Below are 26,191 nucleotides of genomic sequence, written 5' to 3' on the forward strand. Positions count from 1 at the left end.
TAAGTGGGAGATAAAAATTTCAATTACCACAAAGGAGGAAAAAAATAATGTCAAAAAAAGGGAAAAGATATAGTGAAATTTCTCAAAAAGTAGATAAATTAAAAATCTACACACCAGAAGAAGCTTTAGAATTAGTGTTTGACACAAAAAGTGCAAAATTTGTAGAAACAGTTGAATTAGCAATTAGATTGGGAGTAGATCCAAGACATGCAGATCAACAAGTTAGAGGTACAGTTATTTTACCTCATGGAACTGGAAAAACAATTAAAATTTTAGCAATAACTTCAGGAGAAAATATTGATAAAGCATTAGCAGCTGGAGCAGATTTTGCTGGAGATGAAGAATATATTAATAAAATTTCTGCAGGATGGATGGATTTTGATTTAGTTATAGCAACTCCAGACATGATGCCTAAATTAGGAAAATTAGGAAGAATTTTAGGAACTAAAGGATTAATGCCTAATCCTAAATCTGGAACTGTAACAACTAATGTTGCTCAAACAGTTGAAGAATTTAAAAAAGGTAAAGTTGCATTTAAAGTTGATAAATTAGGATCAATTCACTTACCAATAGGAAAAGTAAATTTTGAAAAAGAACAAATAGTTGAAAACTTTAAAGTTGCTTTAGGACAAATAATTAAATTAAAACCTGCTGCATCAAAAGGACAATACTTAAGAACAGTTGCAATCTCATTAACTATGGGACCTGGAATTAAAATTGATCCATTATTAGCAGCTGGATTTTCAAGCAAATAATTAAGAAAATATATAGGAGAAGACGTAAAGTCTTCTTTTTTTTGTTATTAAATTTGGATAAATTAAAAAGAATTATTTCTAATAATAGAAACAATTCCTTTTTATGTTTTATATATCTTTTCCAAATAAATATTCTTTACTTTCGCTATATTCTATTTCTATACCATGTTTGATAAAATGTTGATTGATTATTGAATATATTAAAGGGTCTACTGTTGTTGTAATTCTACTACCATCTAAATTTTTTATTTGAAGACAACTAGAACCACAAGCATCTTTTAATGATAGTTTATACCCATATTCAAATAGTAATTTATTAGCTTCAATTATATAATCAAATATAATTGCCATTATTTTGTACCGAAGATTCTATCTCCAGCATCTCCTAATCCAGGATAAATATATTTATCTTTATTTAATCCTTTGTCAATTGAAGCGATATATAAATCAACATCATCATGTTTATCTTTTATAGCAAGTATTCCCTCTGGTGCAGCTATAATTGATAATATAGAAATATTTTTAACACCTAATGATTTTAAATAGTCTATAGTATAAATTATAGAACCACCTGTTGCAAGCATTGGGTCAACAATTAATACTTTACTTTCCACAACATTAGAAGGCATTTTAGCATAATAATATACAGGTTCAAATGTTTCTTCATTTCTATATACTCCTAAATGTCCAACTTTTGCATTAGGTATATGTGCAAGTAGTGCATCAACCATACCTAATCCAGCTCTTAATATAGGGACTATAGTTACTGGTTCATCTAATACTTGAGTAATTGTTTCTTGTATAGGTGTTTTGACTGTAATATTTTTTAATTTTAAATCTTTTGTAGCCTCGTAAACCATAAGTGATGCAATTTCATTTAAACTTTCTCTAAATAATTTTGTATCAGTGTCTACATTTCTTAAAATTGATAATTTGTGGCTTATTAATGGGTGTTTATATTCAAAAATTGCCATAATATTCCTCCTATTTATTGTGGTTTAAAAAAACAGAATTACTGAAAGAGTAATTCTGTAGTATATTATAAATTGTATTTTTTCTTAAATTTATCAACTCTTCCAGTTTCATCAACAAATTTGAACTTCCCTGTATAAAATGGGTGAGAAGTTGAGCTTATTGCAACTTTAATTACTGGATATTCTTGTCCTTCAAATTCAACAGTTTCTTTAGCTGATTTAGTAGATTTTCCTAAAAATCTTTCACCATTACTTGTATCTTCAAAAACAACTAGTCTGTATTCTGGGTGTATACCTTTTTTCATGTTACGGACTCCTTTCATAAAATTTATATAATTTATGAATATATTATAACACTTATATTTGTGTATAAATATACAAATGAGTAGCTTATGCGTTTAAAGATTGAACTTTAGTAGCTAATCTTGATTTAGTTCTTGAAGCAGTATTTTTTTTCATTACACCTTTTGTTACTGCTTTATCAAGCTCTTTATAAGCTACAGATAATGCTGCCTTAGCATCATCAATATTTTTAGAATCTATTGCTACTAATACTTTTTTAACAAAAGTTTTAACTCTACTTGTGATTGCTTGATTTCTTAATCTATTTCTTTCACCAATAACGATTCTTTTTTTAGATGATTTAGTATGTGCCATTCTGTTTTCCTCCTTTATACACAATTTAACAAGTTATTTTAACATTTTTAGCAATTAAAATCAAGTCTTTTTTTATTGAAATATATTTGATATAATTTTATTAGGTGAAAATATGATAGAAAAAATATATAGTAGATTATATTCTGATTATAATTTTGAAAAAAGAGAAAATCAGATTAATATGTCTAATACAATAAAAAAAGGTATAGATAATAATACTCCTGTATTACTTGAAGCTGAAACAGGTTCTGGTAAGACTTTAGGGTATTTGATACCTACAATAGATTTTGCATTAAAGGAAATGAAAAACATTGTAATTTCTACTAACACTTTAAATCTTCAAGATCAAATCTTAAATAAAGAATTACCACTTTTGAAACAATTATTTGGAGAAAAAATGAAATATACTTTAATTAAAGGAAGAAATAACTATATCTGTAAAAGAAAATTACAAGATTTAATTATGAAATCTAATGATGAAAAGTATGTAGATTTAATTGAAGCAGTAAAATCTTCTCTAAGTGGAGATAGAAGTGATATTAAATACAAGATAAATAACGAATTATGGAATGAGATAAAGTCTGATAAGGATAGTACATTTTCTACAAAATGTCCTTATTACAAATCTTGTTATTTTTATTCTACAAGAAATAAGAATGAACATTGTAATATTTTTATAGTCAATCATCATATTTTATTACTTGATCATATTATTAAACAGAATAACAATACAGGACTTATACCTAAATATGATTTAGTAGTTATTGATGAAGCACATAATCTTGAAAGTGTTGTTAGAAAATATTTTTCAATGACTTTTAATTTTAAGGAAGTATTTAAGATTATAGGGAAGTTGTATTCTAATAATGTTAAAGATATTGAAAATGCTGGTTTAATTGCTAAAATAATAGTTAATATTTCTAATAATTCTAATGATTTTTTTATTGATGACTTAAAGGAAATATTTTTTTCTAATATAGATAATATTTATTATTCTTTAGTTGAATTAAGAAAAAAAATAGTTGAAAAATATACTAATTTAAATCAGGTTGGTATATTAACTAATGACATGTATGATTTAAATGTTACTAGTATTTTAGATAAAATATTTAGTAGTAATTTAATTTTAAAAAAAGAGATATGTAGATTAATTAATTTTTTAGAAGAAAGAGATGATTTAGATCAAGATAATTTAAGATTATTTTTGTCAAATACATATAATAATCTGGAAGAACATTTAGATATTTTACAGGAAATATTTGAATTAGATTATGAAAAATATATATATTGGATTAATTTAGATAATGACAATATATTTCCAATTATTAATGCAACACCATATAGTATTTCTAAAGAATTTGGAGAAAACTTTATAGAAAAATTAAGAAAAGTAATATTAATTTCAGCTACATTAACTGTAGGTAGTAATTTTAAGTATATAAAAAATAGTTTAGGATTAACAGATGTAATAGAGGAGAATATACCCTCTGAATTTGATTATTTAAATAATATGAATATATATTTACCTGATGATTTACCCCTACCTAGTGAAAGTAATTTTAATGAAATGGCTACAAAATTTATTCTTGAATATGCTGAAAAGAATAACGGTAAATGTTTTGTCTTATTTACATCATATAAAGATTTAAAGTTTGTTAGTAATTATTTGAATAAGTACAGTAATAGATTAAATGTCTTAACTCAAGGGGAATATGAAATAATAGAACTTATAAGAAAGTTTAGAGAAAAAGAAAATTCTATTTTACTTGGAACTTATAGTTTTTGGGAGGGTGTAGATGTACAAGGGGAAGCACTTAGCAATGTAATAATATTTAAATTACCATTCCAAGCTCCAGATGATCCTATTGTTAGTAGTATTTGTAATAGATTAAATGAACTTAATTCAAATAGTGCTTTTAGAGAATTTCAATTACCTTATGCAGTACTTAAAATGAAACAAGGAGTAGGAAGATTAATAAGATCTAAAGAGGATAAAGGTAATATTATTATTTTAGATAAAAGAATACATAAAAAAAGTTATGGTAAGACTATTTTAAAGTCTTTACCTAAAGGAAATATAGAAATATTAGATGTAGAAGATATATTGTTAAAATAGATTTTAAATAAAATTTATGGTATAATGTATTAATATAATAAGAGTTGAGGTATAGAAATGAAAATTAGTTTTTTAGGGAAAATATTACAAATAAATATATTTGATAATAAAATGGAACAAAAAGAATCTATTTTAAAAAAACTTTTTAAACAAAATGTTAATAGAAGAGTAATAATGTATATTTCTATGGTTGCAGTATTTTTTATGTTTATGTTAATAAATAATAATTCTACTAATTATGCTATAGGAACAATAGCAAAAAAAGATGTTATTGCACATAAAGATGTAAGCTATACCAGAGATATACTTGATGATGAATTAAGAAAAAAAATCAAACAAAATACAACACCTGAGTATGATGAAATAAAAGATGTAGCTAAAAATCAACTAGATAAATTAGAACAATTTTTACAAAATATCAGTCAAATTGATTTAAATAATGATAATGAAATTTTGAAATTTATTAGGACAAATGATTTGAAATTAACTTTACAGGAAGTAAAAACTATAGGTATTAGTAAAAGTGTAAAATATTATCTATTTTTATCTAATGTTTTAGAAGAAATATACAAAAATGGTATTGTACATAAATCAGATTTTAATAAGATTCTTGCAGAAAAACAGATAGTTTTAAGTGATGAAGAAAAAAGACTATTGTTAAATTTCATAGAACCAAATTTAGAAATTAATAAATTTAAAACATTAGCTAAAATAGAAAAAAATATGGAAAACTTAAAGAACAATGTTGTGGTTATTGAAAAAGGAGATATTGTCTTAAAAGAGGGAACACAAATTACAGATTCAATTTATGATAAATTAAAAAATTTAGGCTATGTTAATAAAAGTGATGGATTATATAGGGTAATAGGAGAGATAATATTATTTATAATCTTATCAGGGATATTCTTTAATTATTCAGTTAGATATTTAAAAGAAGAATTTACTTCAAAATCATTCTATCCATTATGGCTGACATTAATTTTTAGTAATAGTATTTATTTGATTTTGTATAATAATAGTAATTTAAAATATTTTGTACCATATCTTTTAACAGCAATTATAGCGAGTGTTCTTGTTAAAAATTGGGTATTTACAATGTCAGTAATAACATTTAACTATATATTTGTTTTAGAAGATTTAAAATGGACATTTGCAGTTATTTTTTTAAGTATGCTAACAATATATATTAATAAATCTGTAATAAGTAGAAATGAAATAGTTAAAAATAGTATATATATAGGAATGATACAAAGTTTAGTAGTATTTTCTATGGGCTTGATTTCAAATATTAATCTTATACAAATTATTCCTAATGTTATTATATCACTTGTATCAGGACTAATTATGGGTATATTTTCTTTAGGATTATTGCCATATTTTGAAAATACATTTAAAATACTTACGGATATTAAATTATTAGAATTATCTAATTTTTCTAATCCATTACTTAAAAATTTATTACTTACAGCACCTGGGACATTTCATCATAGTTTAATGGTAGGAGCTCTTTCAGAAGCAGGAGCAGAAGCAGTAAATGCTAATCCAATATTATGTAGAGTTGCTTCATATTATCATGATATAGGTAAGATGAAAAGACCAGAATATTTTGTTGAAAATCAATATGGTATAGAAAATCCACATAATAATTTAAAACCTACACTTAGTGCCTTAATTATTATATCACATGTTAAAGATGGATATATATTAGGAAAACAATATAACCTACCAGATGAAATATTGGATATTATTTTATCTCATCATGGTAATACTTTAGTACAATATTTTTACTATCAAGCACTTGAAAATAAAGAATCAGTTGTTGAAAGTGATTTTAGGTATGAGGGTCCAAAACCTACTACTAAGGAATCAGGTATAGTAATGCTTGCTGATACTATAGAAGCTGCCATAAGAGCTAATGCTGATAAAAGTACAGAAAATATTGAAAAAATAGTAAGATATTTAATTAAATCAAAAGTTGAAGATGGACAACTTTCAGAATGTGATATGACTATGAATGAAATTGAAAAAGTTACAAAGGCATTTTTAAGTATAATTCGTGGTATATATCATGAGAGAATACAATATAAGAGAGGAAATTAATATGTTAAATTTAGATATCAGTTTTCAAGATATAGTAGATAAAGAATATATTAATGAAGATAAAATATTAGAATTTTCAGAATTTGTAATTAAAAATGAAAGAAAAGATTATTTAGATAAAGAACTATATATATCTCTATTATTAACTGATAACAAAAATATACAAGAAATTAATAAAGAATATAGGGGAAAAGATACACCTACAGATGTTATATCGTTTGCATATAATGAAACTGAAAATTTTGGTGGAGTAGAAGTTGTAGGAGATATTGTAATTTCACTTGATAGAGTTGAAGAACAATGTAAGGAATATAATCATAGTGTGATTAGAGAATTTTATTATGTTTTAGTTCATGGATTACTGCATATATTAGGTTATGATCATATTGAAGAAAATGATAAAAAAATAATGAGAGAAAAAGAAGAATATTATTTATCAGAATTTAATTATACGAGGGAAATATGAAAAATAATAAAAATTCACAGATTGACAGTTTCAATAATGCTATTAATGGAATATTACATTCTATTAAAAGTGAAATTCATATGAAAATACATATATTTTTTGCAATAATGGTTTTAATATTGAGTTTAATAATTGACATTACTAAATTTGAGATTATGTTAATAATAATTATGATAACACTAGTGATTTTTTCAGAGATGTTAAATACAGCTTTAGAAAAAATTGTAGATTTAGTTTCTCCAGAATATAGTGAGGTAGCAAAAATTGTAAAAGATGTATCAGCAGGAGCAGTTTTAGTAAATGCTATAGGTTCTGTGTGTGTAGGATATTTAATTTTTTATGATAGATTAATAGCACTATATTTTAATGGTGATAATTTTTTCAAACTAGTTGGTAGAATAGGTAATGTTACTATGATAATTATAACCTTAGTTTCATTATCTGTAATATTAATAAAAGCATATTTAAAAAAAGGGACTTCATTAGAGGGTGGAATGCCTAGTGGACATTCTTCTATAGCATTTGCAATGCTTGCTATTGTAATGTTTTTAACTAGTGATCTTAGAATTATTACATTAGTATTTTTAATGGCGTTATTAGTTGCACAAAGTAGAGTGAAATCTAAAATACATAAATTAAGCGAAGTTATAGTAGGTGCGATTTTAGGTTTTAGTATTAGTTTTTTAATTTTAGGAATATTATATAAATTTGGAACTTTAATAAATTAAAGGAGAGGTAAAAATGATTATTTTTGGACATAAAAATCCTGATACAGATACTATCTGTTCAGCTATAGTTTATTCACATTTAAAACAAGATTTAGGAATTAAAGCCGAAGCTAGAAGATTAGGGGAAATAAATGAAGAAACAAAATTTGCATTAAATTACTTTGGTATTGATGCACCTGAGTTTATTGATAATGTTGCAGGAGAATCTATTATACTTGTTGACCATAATGAGAGAACTCAAACAGCAGATGGATTTGAAGAAGCTAAGGTTTTAGAAGTAATAGATCATCATAGAGTTGCTAATTTTAATGTATCTGATCCATTATACATGAGGGTTGAACCTGTTGGTTGTACATCAACTATCTTATTTGATATGTATAAAGAAAATAATATTAAACCATGTAAAAAAATGGCTGGTTTAATGTTAAGTGCTATAATTTCAGATACTTTATTATTTAAATCACCAACTTGTACTCCAAAAGATGTAGTAGCTGGTAAAGAACTTGCTAAAATAGCAGAACTTGATTTAAAAGAATATGGTTTAGAAATGTTAAAAGCTGGAACAAATTTATCTTCAAAAACAGAAGTTGAATTGTTAAATATGGACATGAAAATGTTTGAAGTAGAAGACATTAAAATGTCTATAGCACAAGTAAATTCAGTAAATGAATTTGAAATGCTTGAAAGAAAAGAAAAATTATTAATTGAAATGAATAATTTAATTGAAAAAGAAAAATCAACTTTTGTACTATTTGTTATTACAAATATTTTAACTAATAATTCAATTGGTTTAGTAGTTGGAAATAATTTAGATGTAGTTGAAAGAGCATTTAATGAAAAAATAAATGACAATACTATAGTACTAAAAAAAGTTGTTTCAAGAAAAAAACAAGTAGTTCCACCATTAACAGAAGTAATTAAAACTAGATAAAATATACATAAAGCATGATTATGAAATGTATCTCAATAGATTTAGAGATACATTTTTTATTATACTATGAAATATTGTAATAAAATTTCACAAATAATAATTGACAAAATCTCTGGGGGGGGGTATAATGTTATTGATTTGATAAAAAAATAACAATCAATAAAAAGGATATGATTATGAGTAAAAAACTGTATATACTTTCATTTATTTCTTTAATATCTATTTTAGTTAATGCTGAAACTATAGATGATAAAATAAATGAGGATATTAAAAAAATAAATGAAATTGAAAAAAAGATTAAATATGATAGCATTATTAAAAATTTAACTGGTAAATTTCATTTAAAAAATGATGAAAAAGCAAGTATTGAAATTAATAATAACTATACAGCTTCTGATGAAAATAAGATATATTCAGAAGAAAATGATATACCAAATAGCTTAAAGCTTATAAACAATGGTAGGATTTCAATTGAAGGAATGACTCGACTTATTGTTAAAAGAGAAGATTATTCTAATTTAGTATATGTGATAAATAATAACATAATAGAATCTAACTCATCACGTAAAATTGAAATAGGTTCTAAATATGCTTATTTTAAAAATTCTAGAAAAGGTATATTTAATTCTAATCTTAGTATTGATAGTAAAGAATTATCACTATTAGATAATGGTGGAAAAATGATTGGTGATGTTTCTGTACAATCTGAAAAAAATGTAACTTTTATAAACAGGAAAACAGGAATATTAAGTGGAGATTTAATGTTAAATTCTACCGATGAGGGTTCAACATATTTTAAGAATGAAGGTAAAATATGTGAAGCAAATTCAGATTTTGCTTTAAGTTATGGTAAAAAATTAAAATTTGTAAATACTGGTATAATAAATACATTTTCACTTATTAGTAAAATTACTTCTCTATATAATGATGAAGGTACAATGGAGGATGATGATATAAATAATAAAGTTTCTTATTATTTAAATACTAAAAATGCTGTAATTAAATCAAAATATTTTGATATTTCTGCTGGAAAAATAAATTTTAGAAATTTTGGTTATATCGAACTTGTTAAAGATAGAAATAATCAATTTCATTTTGAAGCATTAACTGGATTAATAGAAAATAATGGTATAATTAAAGGGGATATAAATACAAAATTTGATGGTGCTAATTATGAAGAAGAAAGAATAAAAAAATTTGCACCATTAAGAATTAACTTACAAAATGGAATGTTAGAAGGGAATTTGAAATTAGAAAGAGTTAATTCTAATGAGACTATTACTACAATAAAATCACTAGGAAATGTAACTGGAGTGTTAGATAGTACAGAGGGAGATAATGATACCCTAAGATTAATAGGGAAAGACACAATTGATGATGTTAATAAATTTAAAGATTTTGAAAAGACACATTTACAAAATGCAGATTGGACATTTAAAAATGGAGAGTATAAAACAAATAATGAAATATTAGTTGAAAATAGTAAATTAAATATAAATAAAGGACAACTAAAGACAAAGAAGTTTACAAATGATAAAACATCAACTATAAATGTATTAGAAAATTCAAGTGTAAAAGCAACTGAAAAGTTTACCAATAAAGGAATAATAAGCTTTTTAAAGAATAAAAATGAAATAGATACTTTTAACCTTAAAGGAAACTATGTAGGAGATAATGGAACATTATCAATGAGAACATATATAGATAATAATAATCCAAAATCAGATATATTTAAAGTAGATGGAAATGTAACGGGAAAAACAGGAGTAAATATATTAAGCCCAGATAATACTTTAATGTATAAAAGGACTAAAGAGAAATTAAAATTAATAGAAACAACAAGTTCAACACAAGATGCTTTTAATTTATTAAATCCAGAACATGGAGTATTTAAATATAGTTTAGGATTAGAAGATAATAAATGGTATTTAAAACAAGAATATAATAAGCCTGTTATAGCGACAATAATAAATTCAATGGAAAAGGCAAGGAATGAATTTAATCTAAGCTATAATGACCATGATAAGGAAAGATTATGGACAAAGTTATCAAATATATCAGGTAAGAATACATTTACAAATAATAGAGGTTATAACTTAAATATAGATAGTAACATAATAAATATATTAGTAGGTTATGATATAAAGCAAAACAATATACATAAATATGGAATATTTGGAAATATAGGATTTATTAATACAATAAAAGGAGAAAGTAACTTATTGGGATTAGGTTTATATAATACATGGAATAATAAACATTTTTACATAGATAATTGGATAAATTACAATTACTTACAAAATAGAATAAAGATAAAAGATGTATTTAATTATGGATTACATTCTTTAAAGGGTTCAATAGAGGTAGGGACAAGAGGAGATATGTATATATTTAATAATAGATTGCATGTAAGCTTATATGAGCAATTGATATTAAGTAAAGTAACGGAACCGATAATGAAGAAAGTAGATGGATTAAAATATTTTACTGATATTAATTTAAGATTAAGACTTGGGACAAATCTAATTTTATATACAACAAAAAACATTAATCCTTATGTAGAATTTAATTGGAATTATGATACAAGTTTATTTGGGGTTAGGATAGAAGATGAAGATTATAGATATAATGGTAAGAATAGTTTTGAAATAAAGTGGGGATTAAGAGAAATAAAGATAAATAAGAAGTTAAGTTTATGGACAAATATGTTACATAGATTTAGTGATGTTAAAAACACGGGTAATGGAGTAGAGTTGGGATTATTTTATAAAATTTAATGAAAAATTTTATGATTAAAATAAAATATCAAACCTAAATTTAAAAGATATATAAATGAATAATAAAGATTGATATGCAACACTAAAAAAATAATAAGAAACATAGTAAAAATGATACTTACAGAGTTTTAGAAAAAATTTATTGAATATGCTTTAAAACAATAAAAGTTCTAAAAGTAGTATTAATACTATGTTTTTTTAATTTTAAAAATGATAAAATTAAACTTGATATGCAACACCTTTTTATTAAGTTGATATGCAACATTAGAAAGGTAAAAATAAAGATGAAAATAAATGAAAGACTTGAAATAGAAATAAGACTTAAAGATGGTCTAAGTATAAGAAATATTGCAAACAAACTTAATAAAAGTCCAAGTACAATTTTAAGAGAAATTGAAAAATACAAACATTTAGTTAAAAATCCAAAAGTAATTACATTAAAAACAAAAAGTGAAAATGATATTATTGTAAATCATCCATGCAGTATATTAAAAAAAACACCCTATGTATGTAATTCATGTTTTAGATATATAAATAAAACATGTTCATATCATTTTATGGTATATGATGGATATAAAGCACAATTAAAATATGAAAAATTAAAATCAATAAGTAATATAAAGAAAAACAATAGTGATTTAATAAGAGAAATAAATAGGTTATTATCATTAGGACAAACTAAGAGTCATATATATCTTAGTATGAAAGAAAAATATAATGATGAAATGTTTTCTCAAACAACTATGTATAATTTAATTAATAGGGGAATTTTAATAGATATTAATAAAAAGAAGAGATTAATATAATAAAGAGAAAGTAGAATATCAAAAGAGGAATGAATTTTTAAAAGGTAAAGAATATATAGATTATTTAGAATATGTAAAGAAAGAAAATGTTGATACAGTTGAAATGGATTTAGTTTGTGGTTCTATTTTTACTAAAGGATATATATTAACAATATTTATTCCAAAAATAAGATTTTTAATGGGATATAAATTAGATAATAAAAGTCCACAAGAAGTATTAAGGGTTCTTGATAGTATAGAAAGTAAAATAGGTTTTAGTAATTTTAAAAAAAGTTTGGAGTAATACTTACAGATAGAGGGAGTGAATTTTTAAAGTATACTGAGTTATGTTATAGTAAGAAAAAGTTAAAAAGAAGATGTAAGATATTTTATTGTGATGCAGTAAGTCCTACCCAAAAAGCACAAATAGAAAATATACATAAACTACTTAGAAAAGTATATATAAAGAATACAGATTTAAGTAGTGTAACACAAGAAGATATATATGAGGTAGTAAGTAATATAAATAGTTTAAAGAAGATTAGATATAATGGGAAAACCCCTAATGATATGTTTATTGAAAGATTTGGAATAAAACTTTTAAATAAGTTATCATTAAGGGCTTATACATCTGAAGAGGTAGTTCTATTAAAGAACAAATAATCTTCATTAATATTATATAAAATAAGAGTTAATAAATCAATGTAAGTGTTGCAAATCAACTTCATTTTTTAATAAAAATTTTTTTGAGTGTTGCATATCAATCTTTATTATTCAAAGATATATAAAATACTTGAAAGTTTTATTTTGTTATGTTATAATAACTTTGAATTTATACTAAGGATATATTTTTGCCTAATATATGCTTGGTTTAAATAATATATATTTAGGAGGAAATAAAAATGGCAATGAAACCAAAATCACAAATTATTGCAGAATTTGGAAAAGATGAAAAAGATACAGGATCTGCTAATGTTCAAGTAGCAATTTTAACAGAAAGAATTTCTCACTTAACAGAACATTTAAAATTACATTTTAAAGATGTTCATTCAAGAGCAGGATTATTAAAATTAGTTGGTAAAAGAAGAAGATTATTAAACTATATTAAAAATAGAAATGTAGATGAATACAGAGAATTAATCGAAAAATTAGGAATTAGAAAATAATAAAAAGGAACGTAAGTTCCTTTTTAAATTTAATATATGGAGCAACAATGAAAAGAAAATTAAGTTTAGTAGAAGGAAGTATAGGTATTAATTTATTTAAATTGGCATTTCCAATTATTTTAACTTCATTAATGTCTATATTATATAATCTTACTGATATAAAATTTATAAGTTATTATCTTGGAGATGATGCAGTAAGTTCTGCAACAGCTGCAAGTTTCTATATCGGTTTAAGTTATGCTTTGTTATTTATAACAAAAAATAGTGTACAAATATATGTGGCACAATCTATAGGTGCTAATAGAAAAAATTCAGCAAAAAGATATGCAAGGGTATCGTTAATTATTTCTGTTATTTTTTCAATATTATATGGATTAATTACATATATATTTGCAGAACAATTAATAAAAATAGTTGGAGTTAAAAGCCCCAATTATTTATATCCAGCTATTGATTTTTTAAGAATATCAACATTTGGATTTATATTTTTATTCTTATCACAAAATTTATCAGCTATTATTAATGGACAAGGAGATACATTAGGTCCTTTCATATTTCTTTCATTAGGAGTAGTATTAAATATTTTTCTTGATTATATATTTTTAGGTATATTTCCTTTTGGAATAAAGGGTGCTGCAATAGCAACAGTATTTTCTCAATTAATATCAGTTATTTTATTATTCTTGTATTTAAAGAGAAAAAATTCTGTATTTAGAAATATGAAATTCTTTAAATTAGATGATATTAAATTTTATAGAAAGATAATAAAACTAGGATTACCTAGTGGTATAAGTCAAGCATTATTTACTTTAATTTCTATTGTTATTGCTAAAATGATATCAGAAGTAGATGAGAGTATTTTAGGAGTTCAAAGATTAGGGATACAATTTGAATCATTTTCATGGAATGTTGCAGGGGGATTTGCAGCAGCAGTAGCAACATTTATAGGGCATAATTATGGTGCAGGTAAATATGATAGAATTTTAAAGATATATAAGGTGTCAATTATTAGTATTTCAGGATTTTGCCTTTTACTTACAACAGTATTTGTTTTTTTTGCTAGACCACTTTATTCTATGTTCTTTATGGATAGTAGACTTATAGAAGAGGGTGTTAAATATCTTACAATTATTGGATTAGCACAAATTCCACAGGGGATAGAAATTATTACTACGGGAGCATTTAATGGTGTAGGAAAAACTAAAGAACCTAATATTATAGGTATAGTTGGAACTAGTTTGAGGATTCCTATAATTATGATTACATTACCTATCTTTGGTTTATTATCTATTTGGTGGACTATACATTTTTCAATGGTATTTAAAGGAATAGTATCTGTAATGGTATTTATTATTGCATGGAAAAAACAAATGGAATATATGAAAATTACTTTAGAAATATAAAAGCACAGAAATTAATCTGTGCCTTTTTTTATTTTGCGTTATGGAATATAACATTTGATGTTGTGTATGATTCAAATCCAGGATTATTTTTCATGAATTTAATAAAGCTTTCAGCATCTGGTAAGAATGAATCTGTACCTTCAGCAGCAGGATCTTTGAATAATTTTCCAAATGTAGCATAACCATCTTTACCACTTGCAATATAGTTGTTAGTTCCAACTACATACATTTTTTCAGGCATTACTTCTTCCCACATTCCAGTTTCTTTATTAAATATTTCAGCTTTTACAATTCTCTTACCATTAGCATCAGGAGTTTCATTTGCTTCATATCTTATTCCAGCTCCATATGGGAAAGCTCCTGTAGATTTAGTTAAAGCAAAGTTAATTGCATCTTCTAATACTTGTAAAGTATCTGCTCCAGATATTTTAAATGTATATAGAGTATTTCCAAATGGTAAGTAAGTATAAGCATCATTAAATGATACATCTCCAGAAAGTATGTCAGCTCTTACTCCACCTGAATTTTGTATTACATAATCAACGAATTTTAATTCATTTAACATAGTTTCAGCAACAAATCTTGTAGCTATTGAACCATGTTCAGAAGCACCTTTTCTTCCAGGTATTCTATTATTTGAACCACCAGGCATATTAGCTCCTGAAATTGAACCTATTATTTGTTTTGCTAATACATCTTTCTCAGCCTTATATTTAGCTAATATCTTAGAAGTATTTGGATCTTCTTTTGCAAATGAAATTGATTTAAGAGCTTTTAAGTGTGATAAAATATGTTCTCTTTCTTTACCTTCTAATTCAGCCCATACTCCATCTTTATTTTTTGTTTTTAATTTATCAGTATGTAATAACACATAAGGATTTTTTCTAGTTATAGATGCTATACCATCTTTAGTGAAATGTACTCCTAAATCTCCAACTACACCTGAATAAGCCCATGCTTCAACTACGAATACAGGTTCTCCATTAGGACTTTTGAATTCTGTTGGATATTCATGTATTACAGGTAATTGTAATTTTCTTAATTCATCATTACCATATAAGTAGTGTGAATCTCCTGTTATTATTATATCTATATCATTAACTTTTTGAGCTATTTCAAAGTTTTTCTCAGTACCAGCATGTGATAATAAGATAATTTTGTTAATACCTTGTGATTTTAAAACGTTTGCCATTACTTGTGCAGTAGTAACTTCATCATAAAATTTAACATCTTTACCTGGACTAGATGAATTTACAGTTTTACTTACTGTATCTAATCCTATTATTCCAACTTTTTCACCATTAATAACTTTTATAGCGTAAGGTTTCCATTTGTTATGTAAAATAGAACTTTTATCAGGTATAACATTTGCTGATAATACAGGTATTTTTAATGGTTCCAATAATTTTAATAGCCCTTCATTACCTGCATCAAATTCATGGTTACCTAAAGTAAAGTAATCAAATTTACCTTCATTCATTACAGCAGCATCAGCTGACCCACCAAATAATGTAAAGTATAGTGTACCTGTAATTGCATCTCCAGCATGTAATACTAATGGATTTTTACGAGTTCTTCTTAATTCTTTTATCTTTTGGTTTACTGCTGAAAATCCACCTATATTAACCTTGAATTGTTTACCATCAACTGTAATTCTTTGTTCAGTTGGTTCTAAATAAGAGTGGTGATCATTAATGTGGATTATGCTTAAATCAAGTGCTTTGTTTGCTGAAAACCCAAGTGTTGAAACAGCTAATAATCCAGCTAATAGTTTTTTGTTCATCTTTATCCTCCTAAATTTTCTTACTTATATATTCTCTTAATATATACCATTAATAAATGATTTAAATGTTTTTTCTCTTGTTTCTTGATCTGTTGTATCTAAAAGATATCTTTGCTTATCAAGATAAGAAAAATCGTCAACTTCAACTCCTTTTAGCTCTTTATTAAATATTGCATTTGATAATGCAAGTTTTTCTTTTACTTTAGAAGAAGCAGAAATTATTAATACTCTAACTTCTATTAATGAAAAATTATTCTTTTCAGGATAATCTTTTTTTATTTGTTCATTAATAGTATTAAGTATATCTTTATCACTGTTGTTAAATAATAAAACCTGATTTTTATTAGCTCTTGAATAAATTCTGTCTAAAAATTGTTCAGCATTATTATCAGTATTATTGATATAAATTATTGAATTATCATTAGCATTAAATGCTACCATAATCTTTTGTATTTGTTCGTCAATAAGCTTTTTATCATCTGTTTTAATAGGTTCAAAGTAGATGTACTTTATTATTTTAGGTACTAAATTTTTTTCACTTTTAAATACACGTGAAAATATTTTTTCTACATCTTCAACCTGTTTTTTGAATTGATTTGCTTTATTGCGATCTATTTTATACATTAAATCTTCATAATATTTCTTCTCTTTTTTTGAATTTATTGAATGAAAATATGTATATTTTGTACTTACTATTTCAAAATCATTTTTATCATTTTTTGATATATTATCTTTATTAAAATTATTAACATTAGATAATGCAATCAAAGATAAAAATGATAATAAAAGCATTTTTTTCATTAACATCATCTCCCTAGCATTTCATTTTAATTATACATTCAAAATTGCCAAAAAGCAATACACTATTTTTATTATCCAAGATAAAAAAATATTTTAAATTAATCTATTGCAAAAGAAATTGAAAAAGGTTATTATATACATAATTACATTATAATGGAATGAATGTATAGTATTTAACACAATATATTGTGTTTTGAAAGGTAGAATATGAATAAAAAAATTATAATATATTATGAAAGTTTGACAGGTAATGTTGAAAAATTTATTTGTAAAATTAAGAATTATGAAGATTTTGAATTTATAAAAATTTCATCTGAAACTATAGTTGAAAAAGAGGGACATTTGATAACTTTTACAACTGGGTTTGGACAAATTTCAAAAAATACAGATTTTTTTCTAACTAATAATGAGAATTATAGGAAAATTAAAACTGTATGTTCTAGTGGTAATATGAATTGGGGTAAGAATTTTGCAAAAGCTGGAGAACTTATTAGTGAAAAATATGGAATTCATTTTATTTTTAAATTTGAACTTTCTGGAACTATGCAAGATGTTAAAGAATATATTAGAAAATTAAAGAAATATGAAAAAGAAAGAGAGAGTAACTAATGAAATGGGTTTATTTAAATAATGAAATAATGGTAAAAAACAGTGATGGAAAATTACAAATTGAAAAAGATAAGGAAGCAGTTTATTCATATTTTGTTGACCATATTAATAAAAATACGGTGTTTTTCCATAATTTAAAAGAAAAAATAGATTATTTAATTGAAAAAGATTATTATATAAATTTCTATAATATGTATTCTTTTGAAGAAATTAACGAAGTTTTTAAATTTGTATATTCTAAAAAATTTAGATTTCAATCATATATGGCTGCATCAAAATTTTATCAAAGTTATGCTTTAATGGATGATACTGGAGAAAAAATATTGGAAAGATATGAAGATAGAGTATCTATAGTAGCTCTTTATTTAGCTAAGGGAAATAAAGAAAAAGCATTAAAATATGCAAAAATGTTAATAAATCAAGAGTATCAACCAGCAACACCAACATTTTTAAATGCTGGAAAGAAAAGATCTGGAGAACTTGTATCTTGTTTTTTAGATGAAATAGGAGATAATTTATCAGGAATAGGTTATGCGTTTGAATCGGCTATGAAACTATCTTCAATAGGAGGTGGAGTTGCATTTAACCTTTCTAAACTAAGAGCAAGAGGTGAATCTATTAAAGGTGTTGAGGGTAGAGCAAGTGGAGTACTTCCAATAATGAAAATACTTGAAGATATTTTTTCATATGCTAATCAATTAGGACAAAGACCAGGAGCAGGGGCAGTATATTTAAATGTATTTCATTCAGATATATTAGAGTTTTTAGATACTAAAAAAATTAATGTTGATGAAAAAATTAGAATTAAATCATTATCTATAGGAGTAATAATACCAGATAAATTTATGGAACTTGCAAGTGATGATTTACCTTGTTACACATTCTATCCACATTCTGTTTATATGGAATATGGAAAGTATTTAGATGATTTAAATATGAATGAGTGGTATGAAAAACTTGTAGCAAATCCTAGAGTTAAAAAGAAAAAAATTAATGCAAGAGAATTTTTAGTTAAGGTTGCACAAACACAAAAAGAAAGTGGATATCCATATTTATTCTTTAAAGATAATGCGAATAAAGAACATGCTTTAAAAGAAATAGGAGATGTTAAATTTACTAATTTATGTACAGAGATTATGCAAATTACTGAAGTTTCAGATATTAATAATTATTATGAAGAAGATACTATTAGACGTGGTATTTCTTGTAATTTAGGGTCTTTAAATATTGCTACAGTTATGGAAAATAAGTCAATAGAAGAGGTTGTTAAAAATGCAATAGATTCATTAACTACAGTTTCAGATATTACAAATATTTCTATAGTTCCAAGCATTAAAAAGGCAAATGAGGAATTAAGTTCAGTTGGATTAGGTGCGATGAATTTACATGGATATTTAGCTAAAAATATGATACAATATGAATCACGTGAAGCACTTGATTTTTGTAATGTATTCTTTATGATGATGAATTATTATTCATTAGAGAGAAGTATGGAAATTGCTAAAGAGAGAGGTAAAAGTTTTGTAGGATTTGAAAAATCTGAATATGCAAATGGTAAATATTTTGAAAAATATATAACTAAAGAATATGTTCCAGTAACAGATAAAGTTAAAAAATTATTTGAAGACATAAATATACCAGGAATAGAAGAATGGACAAGATTAAAGGAAAATGTAATGAAATATGGTGTATATAACGCATATAGAATGGCAATAGCACCGAATCAATCGACTTCATATATTATGAATGCAACTGCATCTGTTATGCCTATAGTTGATAAGGTTGAAGTTAGAGAATATGGAGATTCTACTACTTTTTATCCTATGCCATATTTAAATTATGATAATTTCTTTTTCTATAAATCTGCATATGATATGGATCAAAAAAATATACTTAAATTGATATCTGTAATTCAAAGACATGTAGATCAAGGGATATCAACTATTCTTTATACTAAGACTAATGATACTACAAGAGATTTATCAAAACTATATATTTTAGCTCATAAGTTAGGGTTAAAATCTTTATACTATACAAGAACTAGAAAATCAACTATTGAAGAGTGTTTAAGCTGTTCAGTATAATGAAAGGAAATTGAAATGGAAAAAAAGATATATAAAGCTGTTAATTGGAATACATTAGATAATGATTATGTAGAAACATTTTGGGAACAAAATTTAAGACAATTTTGGATAGATACAGAATACATACCATCAAAGGATATTGATTCATGGAATTCTTTATCATTTGAAATGAGAGAAACTTATAAAAAGGTATTAGGAGGATTAACATTACTTGATACATTACAATCTCATACAGGTATGCCTAAGATTATAGATCATATTGAATCACTGCAATGTAGATCGGTTCTATCATATATGTGTATGATGGAATCTATACATGCTAAATCATATTCAACAATATTTACTACAGTTGCTTCAACTGAAGAAATAAATGAGATATTTAGATGGGTACAAAATAATCAATATTTACAATTTAAAGCAGAAAAGATTGATGAATATTATCAATGTTTAAATAATCCTAATGCTACTCCAAGAGAAATATATATGGCATTAGTAGCATCTGTTTTTTTAGAATCATACCTATTTTATAGTGGATTTTTCTTACCACTTTGGCTTTCTGGTCATGGTCAAATGGTTGCAAGTTCAGATATTATTAAAAAAATAATTGCTGATGAATCTATACACGGTGTTTTCGTAGGTAAATTAGCTCAAGAAATATTTGAAGAAATGACATTTGTTGAAAAAGAAAGTGTTAAAAAAGAAATAATGAATTTATTTTATGAATTATATGAAAATGAATTGAAATTTACTGATGAGATATATTCAGATGTTGGACTTACATCAGAAGTTAAGGAATATATTAGATATAACGGGAATAAGGCTTTAATGAATTTAGGATTTAAGGAAGAATTTGAAATTAAAGAAGTTAATGCTATAGTATTAAATGGATTAAATGTTGAAACTACACAACATGATTTCTTTTCTAAAAAATCTACAAATTATGAAAAGACCTTAGAAGTTGTACATTTAAATGATGATGATTGGAAAGAAGATTTTGATACAGATTTAGATATTTAGGAGGTAAAAATGACTAAAAAATATACTTTGATGCAAATATTATATTGGGCAATGTTTAGTTCTGTATATGCTTTTGCAAATAGCTTTTTAAGTTCGAGAGGATTTAATTCAACATTAATTGGAACTATTATGGCATTGTCTTCATTTTTTTCTGTTTTATTACAACCTTTAACGGCAAAATTTATTGAGATTTATAAGCCAATAACAGTAAAAAATTCACTTGTAGCATCAATGGGATTAGTTTTAGTAAATGCTTTATTTATTAGTTATACAAGTAATAAGATTATGGTTTCAGTATTTTTTGTAATTTTAATTACAGGATTACTTAATGCTCAAACATATATGTATACTTTTATATTTCAATATATAAATAAGGGAGAAAATGTAAATTTTGGGTTAGCAAGAGGTATGGGATCTGCTGCATTTGCAATTTCATCATATTTTTATGGATTATTAGGTTCTAAGATAGGATTTGAATTTATACCTATATGGGCAACTATATTATCATTGTTTGTTATATTTGTCATCATTAGTTTTAAAGATATAAAGAAAGAAATAATAAATAATGAATTAGAACTTAAAACAAATTTTATAGATTTTTTTCATAAGTATAATAAGTTTTGTTATGTACTTTTAGGAATGGTATTTGTATTTTTTACACATACTACTTTAAATACATTTATGAGAAATATTTTAGAAAGTTTAGGTAGAGGTTCGGAAGAAGTAGGTATAGGGTTTATGCTATCTGCTGTAGTTGAATTACCAGCCATGTTTTATATATTGAAACTAAATCAAAAATTTGGTTATTCAAAATTATTAAAAATATCATCTATTGCCTTTTTAACAAAGGTAATAATAACATATGCTACACTTTTAACAGGTAATATTACCTTATTTTATATAGCACAAATTACACAATTTGCTGGATATGCAATATATGTACCTGTTTCAGTTTATTATACAAATCATATTATGGAAGAAAAAGATAGAATAAAAGGACAAGCTTATATGGCTGTATCAGCAACTATAGGTTCTATATTAGGAAATTTATTGGGTGGGAAAATAATTGAAATATATTCATTAAATTTCATGTTATTGACTTCTTTAATCTTATCTTTTATAGGAACTGTAATATTAATGTTAAATTTAGAAGATAAATAATAAATATGACATGTATCTTTAATGATACATGTTTTTAATAAAATATATAAATAAAAAAAGCTAGTATTTACTAGCAATTAATTTTTAATATACAATGGTGAGCCAGCAGGGGGTCGAACCCTGGACACACGGATTAAGAGTCCGTTGCTCTGCCAACTGAGCTACTGGCTCATATACATAAAGAGTATACAACACTTTTTATTAAAAATCAATAGAAAAAAATAATAAAATATGATAAAATTATTAAATAATATATAAGCATACATAGTGATGTATGTTTTATTTTTAAGGAGAAAAATGAGAAAAACATTTATAAAATATAGTTTAATTTCTTTAGGATTTGCTATACTTTCAAATTTAATTTATCCCAAATATTATTTTTTAACATGGAATTTATTTTTAGCATATGTTCCATTTTATATTAGCAATATAAAGAAGAAAAATATTTTTGTAGATATTATTTTATCTTTCATTGCATTAATATTTTATCCTAATGCAGTTTATTTATTTACAGATTTAATACATATTAGCAATTTAACTTTTTATAAAAGAGGAGCTGAAGTAGTTTATTTTATGAACTATTTAAATTGGATAAAAGTTTCCCTTATATTTCTAGCTGTTATTATTTCTATGAAATTAAGTTATCTTGCAATAAATAATTATGTTAAGAAGTATAGAATGAGTAAATTTACAAAATATACTTTTTATTCAGTGGTTTCATTTTTAACAGGTCTTGCAGTTTTTGTGGGAAGATTTATTAGATTAAATTCATGGGACTTATTTATTTATCCAAGTAAAACTTTTTATGTTTTTATTAAACAAATAAATACTGAGAATATTAAGTATATATTATTGTTTGCATTTATACAATTATTTGTAATAATTTTAGAGGAGGAATAAAATGAAAGTTTATTTAGCAGGGTCATTATTTAATGAAGCTGAAGTAGCACAAAGATTAAAAGAAGGAAAATTATTAAGAGAAAAATTTTCAAATATTGATTTATTTAATCCAATTGAACAACCATTTAATGAAAATAAGCAAACATTACCAACACCTATAGATATATATGAGGGCGATGCTAATGCAATTATTAATTCAGATATAGTTATTCTTGACATGACTAATGAAGATTCAGGAGTAATGGTTGAATTAGGACTTGCAATTGCACATAATAAAAAGATTATTGCAATAAATTCAGATATTAGACTTAAATCAGCAAATAAATATGATATACCAAGTTATGCAATGAATCATTTTGTACTTGGTGGAATACTAAAATATGGTGTTTTAGTTTATTCATTTGAAGAAGCAATGAAAGAGTTAGAAAAATATGATAAATAGTATTGTTATAAATAAGAGAAGAATTGCATTTTTTCTTACAATGATAGGTGGTTTTTTAGAAATTTATTCATATTTATTGTTAGGAAAAGTATTTGCTACAACTATTACTGGAAATTTAGTATTAATGGTTTTTAATTTGAAAAGATTTGAATTAAGTAATGTTACTAAATATGTAGTTCCAATAATATTTTTTTGTTTTGGTGTTTTAATCGCAGAAAAAATTAAATCAAAAATTACAATTAAATTTTCTAAATTAGTAATATTTTTAGAAATATTAATTTTATTATTTATACCTTTTATAGGTTTACAGTTAATTGCTGTATCTTTGATAGCTTTTATATCAGGAATACAAATACAAACATTTAGAAGAATTTCAGATAATGTATACATGTCTACTATGTGTACAGGTAATACTAGAGCATTGGTTGAAGCTTTAGCTAATGGGAAAAAACAAGATATTAAAGATTATTTTGTTGTAGTTAGTGGTTTTCTATCAGGTGCTTTATTAGGAGATATTAGTATAATATTTTTAGATAAATTTTCAATATATGTTTGTGTTTTAATATTGTTATTAATATTATATATTATAGAGAGAGTGGGAAAAAATGAAATTATCAGATAAAGTTTTAGGAATGCAATATTCACCTATAAGAAAATTTGTACCTTTTGCTGATAAAGCAAAAAAAGATGGTGTAAAAATATTTGAATTTCATATAGGTCAACCAGATGTTAAAACTCCTGATTCTTTTTTTAATGGAGTTACAAAATATCAAGAAAAAATAATTAAATATACAAATTCACAAGGGTTAGAAGAATTACTTGATGCTTTTGTTGAATATTATTCAAGATACAATCTTAAAATTTCTAAAAATGAAATTTTAGTAACTAATGGTGGTAGTGAGGCATTACAGTTTGCAATTAATACAATATGTAATAAAGATGATGAAGTATTAGTTCCAGAGCCATATTATTCAAATTATGATTCTTTTTTAAGAATAGCAGATGCTAAATTAGTTCCTATAGTTACAAAGATAGAAGAGGGATATAGATTACCGAGTTATGAGGAAATGAAGAAATTAATTACACCTAAAACTAAGGCTATATTGTTTTCTAATCCATCTAATCCAACTGGTGTTGTATTAAATGAAAGAGAAATAGAAGATATAAAGAGGTTAGCATTAGAATTTGATTTATTTATTATTTCTGATGAAGTATATAGACAGTTTATATATGATGTTGATACAAAATTTAAATCATTTTTAAGTTTTGAGGACATCTCAGATAGAGTAATAATGATAGATAGTATATCTAAGCATTATAGTGCATGTGGAGCTAGAATAGGAATACTTGCATCGAGAAATAAGGATATTATTTCTCAATCTTTAAAATTCTGTCAAGCAAGATTATCTGTTTCAACTATAGAGCAGTATGCTAGTGCAAATCTTGTAAGAGGAATTGATGTATATATAGATGATGTTAGAGCAGAGTATAAGAAAAGAAGAGATTTAATGTATGAAAAATTAAGTTTAATAGAGGGTGTAAAAGCAAATAAACCAGATGCAGCTTTCTATATTTTTGCCTCACTTCCTGTTGAAGATACCGAAGAATTTAATAAGTGGTTATTATGTGATTTTAGACATAATGGAAAAACTTTAATGTTTGCCTCAGGTAGTGGATTTTATGCAAGTGAACATAGAAACTTAGGTAAAAATGAATTAAGATTTTCTTTCTGTGGGAATAATCTTAGAGAAATTGAAGAGGGTATAAATTTATTAGAAATAGCATTAAAGGAATATAATGGGAAATAGAAAAAATGGATATTTATTAGAAATATCATATAAGGGTAAGAAATTTTATTGTTTTGATGAAATTAAGGATAAAAAAACAGTAAAAGGTGTACTTAAAGAATATATTTTATCAAAAGGAATAAAGATATATAAGGGATTACAACAAGCTGGTAGAACAGATGCAAGGGTATCAGCATATTCAAATTATATTTATTTTATAGCTGATGATTTTGACTTAAATATACTTGATATAGATGTAGATATTCAAGGATTAAAAATTAAAAATGTTATAAAGACAAGAAATGATATAGTTTTACCAGATATTGTTGAAAAAAGAATATATATCTATTTTTACCCTAAGAAATTTTTAAATGTTGATGAGGAAACTATATTAAAAAGATGTGAAGAAGTTAGTGGATATAAGGATTTTTCAGAATTTACAAATCATAAGGGGTTAAAACTAAAAAATCATTTTAGAGATATTAAAGTAACCTATATAGAAGATAGGCTTTATTTTGAGGGTAATTCTTTTATGCCACAACAAGTTAGAAGAATGAGTGGATATATTTTAAAAGGAAAAAAAGAACCTATGGATCCTAAATTTTTAGTTTTAGAAAAAATTATTTTTAAAGGGGATATTTTATGAAAAAACAAATTGATAAAGAGGCTTTAATAACAAGTATAATTTATTTATTATATTTTGTATGGTGGTATTATTTTGCATATATTTATCCACCTAAAAATGTTGA

The 26,191-nt window shown here is 24.5% G+C and carries 27 protein-coding genes and 1 tRNA gene; 21 read left to right on the forward strand and 7 right to left on the reverse strand.

Translation table 11 applies throughout. The features are described 5' to 3' along the window. Nucleotides 1–47 precede the first annotated feature (47 nt). On the forward strand, nt 48–755 hold the full coding sequence (gene rplA, locus BT993_RS01960; protein ID WP_072592976.1) for a 50S ribosomal protein L1: 708 nt from the start codon (nt 48–50) through the stop codon (nt 753–755). 108 nt (nt 756–863) lie between these two features. On the opposite strand, the gene BT993_RS01965 is transcribed toward rplA, so the two are convergent. The 4 genes from BT993_RS01965 to rpsT all read right to left on the reverse strand — a co-directional run bounded on the left by BT993_RS01965 (nt 864) and on the right by rpsT (nt 2,386). Further along, nucleotides 864–1,106: an RDAC family protein gene (locus BT993_RS01965; RefSeq protein WP_072592977.1), complete on the reverse strand. Its 243-nt coding sequence runs from the start codon at nt 1,104–1,106 to the stop codon at nt 864–866. Beyond that, on the reverse strand, nt 1,106–1,729 hold the full coding sequence (upp, locus tag BT993_RS01970; protein WP_072592978.1) for a uracil phosphoribosyltransferase: 624 nt from the start codon (nt 1,727–1,729) through the stop codon (nt 1,106–1,108). The genes BT993_RS01965 and upp overlap by 1 nt, the downstream gene beginning before the upstream one ends. Nucleotides 1,730–1,794: 65 nt before the next feature. Further along, nucleotides 1,795–2,034 carry a type B 50S ribosomal protein L31 gene (locus BT993_RS01975; RefSeq protein WP_072592979.1) on the reverse strand — a complete coding sequence of 80 codons (240 nt, stop codon included), beginning with the start codon at nt 2,032–2,034 and terminating at the stop codon, nt 1,795–1,797. A gap of 85 nt (nt 2,035–2,119) precedes the next feature. Beyond that, nucleotides 2,120–2,386 carry a 30S ribosomal protein S20 gene (gene rpsT, locus BT993_RS01980; protein WP_072592980.1) on the reverse strand — a complete coding sequence of 89 codons (267 nt, stop codon included), beginning with the start codon at nt 2,384–2,386 and terminating at the stop codon, nt 2,120–2,122. Between the two features lie 112 nt (nt 2,387–2,498). Here rpsT and BT993_RS01985 point away from each other — a divergent pair, with 112 nt between their 5' ends. From BT993_RS01985 to BT993_RS02030, 10 genes are all read left to right on the forward strand, one after another. Then, on the forward strand, nt 2,499–4,502 hold the full coding sequence (locus BT993_RS01985; RefSeq protein ID WP_072592981.1) for an ATP-dependent DNA helicase: 2,004 nt from the start codon (nt 2,499–2,501) through the stop codon (nt 4,500–4,502). A 57-nt stretch (nt 4,503–4,559) separates the two neighbouring features. Further along, nucleotides 4,560–6,602, forward strand: coding sequence for an HD family phosphohydrolase (locus tag BT993_RS01990; protein WP_072592982.1), 2,043 nt, complete (start codon nt 4,560–4,562; stop codon nt 6,600–6,602). 1 nt (nt 6,603) lies between these two features. After that, nucleotides 6,604–7,068, forward strand: a complete 465-nt coding sequence (gene ybeY / locus BT993_RS01995; RefSeq protein WP_072593000.1) for an rRNA maturation RNase YbeY — start codon at nt 6,604–6,606, stop codon at nt 7,066–7,068. Next, nucleotides 7,065–7,796 (forward strand): diacylglycerol kinase, encoded by a 732-nt coding sequence (locus BT993_RS02000; RefSeq protein ID WP_072592983.1) that lies wholly within the window; start codon nt 7,065–7,067, stop codon nt 7,794–7,796. The genes ybeY and BT993_RS02000 overlap by 4 nt, the downstream gene beginning before the upstream one ends. 13 nt (nt 7,797–7,809) lie before the next feature. Next, nucleotides 7,810–8,727, forward strand: a complete 918-nt coding sequence (locus BT993_RS02005; RefSeq protein WP_072592984.1) for a manganese-dependent inorganic pyrophosphatase — start codon at nt 7,810–7,812, stop codon at nt 8,725–8,727. A gap of 176 nt (nt 8,728–8,903) precedes the next feature. Further along, nucleotides 8,904–11,504, forward strand: coding sequence for an autotransporter domain-containing protein (locus BT993_RS02010; protein ID WP_072592985.1), 2,601 nt, complete (start codon nt 8,904–8,906; stop codon nt 11,502–11,504). A gap of 284 nt (nt 11,505–11,788) precedes the next feature. Then, the gene (locus BT993_RS02015; RefSeq protein ID WP_072592986.1) at nt 11,789–12,310 is read left to right on the forward strand and encodes a helix-turn-helix domain-containing protein; all 522 of its coding nucleotides are present in this window, start codon (nt 11,789–11,791) and stop codon (nt 12,308–12,310) included. A gap of 103 nt (nt 12,311–12,413) precedes the next feature. Continuing rightward, nucleotides 12,414–12,593: a hypothetical protein gene (locus BT993_RS02020; RefSeq protein WP_072592987.1), complete on the forward strand. Its 180-nt coding sequence runs from the start codon at nt 12,414–12,416 to the stop codon at nt 12,591–12,593. A gap of 598 nt (nt 12,594–13,191) precedes the next feature. Continuing rightward, nucleotides 13,192–13,455 carry a 30S ribosomal protein S15 gene (gene rpsO / locus BT993_RS02025; RefSeq protein WP_072592988.1) on the forward strand — a complete coding sequence of 88 codons (264 nt, stop codon included), beginning with the start codon at nt 13,192–13,194 and terminating at the stop codon, nt 13,453–13,455. A 47-nt stretch (nt 13,456–13,502) separates the two neighbouring features. Continuing rightward, a complete protein-coding gene (locus BT993_RS02030; RefSeq protein WP_072592989.1) occupies nt 13,503–14,858 on the forward strand; it encodes an MATE family efflux transporter in 1,356 nt (451 codons plus the stop codon). A 28-nt stretch (nt 14,859–14,886) separates the two neighbouring features. Here the strand turns inward: BT993_RS02030 and nadN are convergent, their stop codons facing one another. Both nadN and BT993_RS02040 read right to left on the reverse strand, forming a co-directional pair. After that, on the reverse strand, nt 14,887–16,641 hold the full coding sequence (nadN, locus tag BT993_RS02035; RefSeq protein ID WP_072592990.1) for an NAD nucleotidase: 1,755 nt from the start codon (nt 16,639–16,641) through the stop codon (nt 14,887–14,889). Between the two features lie 36 nt (nt 16,642–16,677). Further along, a complete protein-coding gene (locus tag BT993_RS02040) occupies nt 16,678–17,442 on the reverse strand; it encodes a hypothetical protein (protein ID WP_083557355.1) in 765 nt (254 codons plus the stop codon). Between the two features lie 207 nt (nt 17,443–17,649). On the opposite strand from BT993_RS02040, the gene nrdI reads away from it, so the two are divergent. Genes nrdI through BT993_RS02060 form a run of 4 tightly spaced genes read left to right on the forward strand, consistent with a single transcriptional unit; the run spans nt 17,650 to nt 22,313 of the window. Continuing rightward, entirely contained in the window at nt 17,650–18,051 is a 402-nt protein-coding gene (nrdI, locus tag BT993_RS02045) for a class Ib ribonucleoside-diphosphate reductase assembly flavoprotein NrdI (RefSeq protein WP_083557356.1), read from the forward strand. Beyond that, the gene (nrdE, locus tag BT993_RS02050) at nt 18,051–20,135 is read left to right on the forward strand and encodes a class 1b ribonucleoside-diphosphate reductase subunit alpha (protein ID WP_072592991.1); all 2,085 of its coding nucleotides are present in this window, start codon (nt 18,051–18,053) and stop codon (nt 20,133–20,135) included. Before nrdI ends, nrdE begins: the two co-directional genes overlap by 1 nt. A gap of 15 nt (nt 20,136–20,150) precedes the next feature. Further along, a complete protein-coding gene (nrdF, locus tag BT993_RS02055) occupies nt 20,151–21,152 on the forward strand; it encodes a class 1b ribonucleoside-diphosphate reductase subunit beta (RefSeq protein WP_072592992.1) in 1,002 nt (333 codons plus the stop codon). A 9-nt stretch (nt 21,153–21,161) separates the two neighbouring features. Continuing rightward, the gene (locus BT993_RS02060; RefSeq protein ID WP_072592993.1) at nt 21,162–22,313 is read left to right on the forward strand and encodes an MFS transporter; all 1,152 of its coding nucleotides are present in this window, start codon (nt 21,162–21,164) and stop codon (nt 22,311–22,313) included. Nucleotides 22,314–22,408: 95 nt separating this feature from the next. Here the strand turns inward: BT993_RS02060 and BT993_RS02065 are convergent. Further along, nucleotides 22,409–22,484: transfer RNA gene (locus BT993_RS02065), tRNA-Lys, on the reverse strand. Between the two features lie 126 nt (nt 22,485–22,610). Here BT993_RS02065 and BT993_RS02070 point away from each other — a divergent pair. From BT993_RS02070 to BT993_RS02095, 6 genes are all read left to right on the forward strand, one after another. Then, a complete protein-coding gene (locus BT993_RS02070) occupies nt 22,611–23,213 on the forward strand; it encodes a DUF1361 domain-containing protein (protein ID WP_072592994.1) in 603 nt (200 codons plus the stop codon). A 1-nt stretch (nt 23,214) separates the two neighbouring features. Continuing rightward, on the forward strand, nt 23,215–23,655 hold the full coding sequence (locus tag BT993_RS02075) for a nucleoside 2-deoxyribosyltransferase (RefSeq protein ID WP_072592995.1): 441 nt from the start codon (nt 23,215–23,217) through the stop codon (nt 23,653–23,655). Then, nucleotides 23,645–24,277, forward strand: a complete 633-nt coding sequence (locus tag BT993_RS02080; protein WP_072592996.1) for a YoaK family protein — start codon at nt 23,645–23,647, stop codon at nt 24,275–24,277. Before BT993_RS02075 ends, BT993_RS02080 begins: the two co-directional genes overlap by 11 nt. Then, nucleotides 24,261–25,463 carry a pyridoxal phosphate-dependent aminotransferase gene (locus BT993_RS02085; protein ID WP_072592997.1) on the forward strand — a complete coding sequence of 401 codons (1,203 nt, stop codon included), beginning with the start codon at nt 24,261–24,263 and terminating at the stop codon, nt 25,461–25,463. The genes BT993_RS02080 and BT993_RS02085 overlap by 17 nt, the downstream gene beginning before the upstream one ends. Then, entirely contained in the window at nt 25,453–26,088 is a 636-nt protein-coding gene (locus BT993_RS02090; protein ID WP_072592998.1) for a pseudouridine synthase family protein, read from the forward strand. The genes BT993_RS02085 and BT993_RS02090 overlap by 11 nt, the downstream gene beginning before the upstream one ends. Continuing rightward, a partial coding sequence (locus BT993_RS02095; RefSeq protein ID WP_143604231.1) for a DUF997 family protein occupies nt 26,085–26,191 on the forward strand: 107 nt, incomplete at its 3' end. The genes BT993_RS02090 and BT993_RS02095, both read left to right, overlap by 4 nt.

It is taken from the genome of Streptobacillus ratti (genome assembly GCF_001891165.1).
GTDB classification, from domain to species: domain Bacteria; phylum Fusobacteriota; class Fusobacteriia; order Fusobacteriales; family Leptotrichiaceae; genus Streptobacillus; species Streptobacillus ratti.

Excerpts from the sequence above, each read along its gene's own strand:
- rplA (WP_072592976.1), top strand. The coding sequence starts at position 48 with ATGTCAAAAAAAGGGAAAAGATATAGTGAAATTTCTCAAAAAGTAGAT.
- BT993_RS01965 (WP_072592977.1), bottom strand. The coding sequence starts at position 1,106 with ATGGCAATTATATTTGATTATATAATTGAAGCTAATAAATTACTATTT.
- upp (WP_072592978.1), bottom strand. The coding sequence starts at position 1,729 with ATGGCAATTTTTGAATATAAACACCCATTAATAAGCCACAAATTATCA.
- BT993_RS01975 (WP_072592979.1), bottom strand. The coding sequence starts at position 2,034 with ATGAAAAAAGGTATACACCCAGAATACAGACTAGTTGTTTTTGAAGAT.
- rpsT (WP_072592980.1), bottom strand. The coding sequence starts at position 2,386 with ATGGCACATACTAAATCATCTAAAAAAAGAATCGTTATTGGTGAAAGA.
- BT993_RS01985 (WP_072592981.1), top strand. The coding sequence starts at position 2,499 with ATGATAGAAAAAATATATAGTAGATTATATTCTGATTATAATTTTGAA.
- BT993_RS01990 (WP_072592982.1), top strand. The coding sequence starts at position 4,560 with ATGAAAATTAGTTTTTTAGGGAAAATATTACAAATAAATATATTTGAT.
- ybeY (WP_072593000.1), top strand. The coding sequence starts at position 6,604 with ATGTTAAATTTAGATATCAGTTTTCAAGATATAGTAGATAAAGAATAT.
- BT993_RS02000 (WP_072592983.1), top strand. The coding sequence starts at position 7,065 with ATGAAAAATAATAAAAATTCACAGATTGACAGTTTCAATAATGCTATT.
- BT993_RS02005 (WP_072592984.1), top strand. The coding sequence starts at position 7,810 with ATGATTATTTTTGGACATAAAAATCCTGATACAGATACTATCTGTTCA.
- BT993_RS02010 (WP_072592985.1), top strand. The coding sequence starts at position 8,904 with ATGAGTAAAAAACTGTATATACTTTCATTTATTTCTTTAATATCTATT.
- BT993_RS02015 (WP_072592986.1), top strand. The coding sequence starts at position 11,789 with ATGAAAATAAATGAAAGACTTGAAATAGAAATAAGACTTAAAGATGGT.
- BT993_RS02020 (WP_072592987.1), top strand. The coding sequence starts at position 12,414 with ATGGATTTAGTTTGTGGTTCTATTTTTACTAAAGGATATATATTAACA.
- rpsO (WP_072592988.1), top strand. The coding sequence starts at position 13,192 with ATGGCAATGAAACCAAAATCACAAATTATTGCAGAATTTGGAAAAGAT.
- BT993_RS02030 (WP_072592989.1), top strand. The coding sequence starts at position 13,503 with ATGAAAAGAAAATTAAGTTTAGTAGAAGGAAGTATAGGTATTAATTTA.
- nadN (WP_072592990.1), bottom strand. The coding sequence starts at position 16,641 with ATGAACAAAAAACTATTAGCTGGATTATTAGCTGTTTCAACACTTGGG.
- BT993_RS02040 (WP_083557355.1), bottom strand. The coding sequence starts at position 17,442 with ATGAAAAAAATGCTTTTATTATCATTTTTATCTTTGATTGCATTATCT.
- nrdI (WP_083557356.1), top strand. The coding sequence starts at position 17,650 with ATGAATAAAAAAATTATAATATATTATGAAAGTTTGACAGGTAATGTT.
- nrdE (WP_072592991.1), top strand. The coding sequence starts at position 18,051 with ATGAAATGGGTTTATTTAAATAATGAAATAATGGTAAAAAACAGTGAT.
- nrdF (WP_072592992.1), top strand. The coding sequence starts at position 20,151 with ATGGAAAAAAAGATATATAAAGCTGTTAATTGGAATACATTAGATAAT.
- BT993_RS02060 (WP_072592993.1), top strand. The coding sequence starts at position 21,162 with ATGACTAAAAAATATACTTTGATGCAAATATTATATTGGGCAATGTTT.
- BT993_RS02070 (WP_072592994.1), top strand. The coding sequence starts at position 22,611 with ATGAGAAAAACATTTATAAAATATAGTTTAATTTCTTTAGGATTTGCT.
- BT993_RS02075 (WP_072592995.1), top strand. The coding sequence starts at position 23,215 with ATGAAAGTTTATTTAGCAGGGTCATTATTTAATGAAGCTGAAGTAGCA.
- BT993_RS02080 (WP_072592996.1), top strand. The coding sequence starts at position 23,645 with ATGATAAATAGTATTGTTATAAATAAGAGAAGAATTGCATTTTTTCTT.
- BT993_RS02085 (WP_072592997.1), top strand. The coding sequence starts at position 24,261 with ATGAAATTATCAGATAAAGTTTTAGGAATGCAATATTCACCTATAAGA.
- BT993_RS02090 (WP_072592998.1), top strand. The coding sequence starts at position 25,453 with ATGGGAAATAGAAAAAATGGATATTTATTAGAAATATCATATAAGGGT.